The following is a 1,123-nucleotide window of genomic DNA, read 5'->3' on the forward strand; positions in this document are numbered from 1 at the left end:
TAAGTAGCTAGGCAGAATTAAATAGAAAACGTTCTGTGGTATGTTGGTCTTGTTGAGCGCGAGCTTCTACACCCTCTATAACAGCCATCGCCAAATCATATTCATCTTCAAAAATCCGACCAGCTAGTTCATGTGTTTTAAGTTGATGCCACTGTGCTTCAATCAGATTCATTTGTGAGGAATATTTGGGCAGTTGGAAGAAAAATAATCCTTGGGGCATGGCAATAACTCCAACGTTCTCTGATTTTTTTGCTCAGGTGTATAGGATGGTTATCTTGAACGATTACTGTGATTTGTCCCGTCTGCTCAAAACCTTGAGAGGCTTGTTGAGCTTGCCAGTCCATTAGCTTAAGGTAAGATTCTCCTTTAAAAGAACCTAACTTTAGTCCATCATCAAAACTAACTCCGATGGCATAAAGACCTAGAATATTTAACCTTTCCCCCCGTTTTTTTGTCTGTTTGAGGAGTTTTTGCTGTCCACAACGAGCATAACTGTAACTGACGGGACTCCAAATACAAAAACCGGATTCCTTTACGGAATTTTAGGCAAATCTCTCCTGCACTGTGAGACCACAATAACCATTCGTGCGTCAGCTTTTTTGGCTTGTTTTTGTTGAGCATCTGGGGGGGGAAGGTTGTTGATATCTTGTCCTTTTCCAACGCCACCCCTTTTTTTGAGGACTTTTCAGTAGCGATCGCTACTGAGAGTCACTCCTCGCTCTTGAGATAGTTTTCGGGATAATTGAGCCGCATTATAGGTTCGTTCATCTTTTTCCAAACAAATCTCTATATGTTTTATATCTTCTTCAACCCACTTGGCTTTTCTTCCTCTACCTATCTTTTCCCACAGTCCCTCAAAACCTTGGCTTGACCAACGGTGAAGACTGTTTCTCACGGTGTGAGGTGACTTATTTTTATATAGCAGCGATCGCTGCTACAGACCATCCATGATGATTGAGTCGAACTATTTCCGCTGTTTCTCTCACTCTTGAGGGGATTCCCTCAATTTTCTGGAATTCCAGCAGTTCTTTGTCTTCAGCTTCACTCAAATGTACTCTTAAAGGGGCTGGCACACTATAAATTTTCCTCCATCTACTCGACTAGGCTATTTTACAACTTTTTT

General features: G+C 41.5%; 3 protein-coding genes. All 3 read right to left on the reverse strand.

Annotated elements, in window-relative coordinates; translation table 11 throughout:
- Positions 1 to 7 precede the first annotated feature (7 nt).
- The 3 genes from F6K06_RS33610 to F6K06_RS33620 all read right to left on the reverse strand — a co-directional run bounded on the left by F6K06_RS33610 (position 8) and on the right by F6K06_RS33620 (position 1,073).
- Positions 8 to 226, reverse strand: a complete 219-nt coding sequence (locus tag F6K06_RS33610) for a hypothetical protein (protein ID WP_338043223.1) — start codon at positions 224 to 226, stop codon at positions 8 to 10.
- 459 nt (positions 227 to 685) lie between these two features.
- On the reverse strand, positions 686 to 895 hold the full coding sequence (locus tag F6K06_RS33615) for a helix-turn-helix domain-containing protein (protein ID WP_161564638.1): 210 nt from the start codon (positions 893 to 895) through the stop codon (positions 686 to 688).
- Between the two features lie 19 nt (positions 896 to 914).
- The gene (locus F6K06_RS33620; RefSeq protein ID WP_161564637.1) at positions 915 to 1,073 is read right to left on the reverse strand and encodes a hypothetical protein; all 159 of its coding nucleotides are present in this window, start codon (positions 1,071 to 1,073) and stop codon (positions 915 to 917) included.
- Positions 1,074 to 1,123: the final 50 nt, after the last annotated feature.

The sequence above is a fragment of the Okeania sp. SIO1H4 genome (genome assembly GCF_010672695.1).
GTDB classification, from domain to species: Bacteria; Cyanobacteriota; Cyanobacteriia; order Cyanobacteriales; family Microcoleaceae; genus Okeania; species Okeania hirsuta.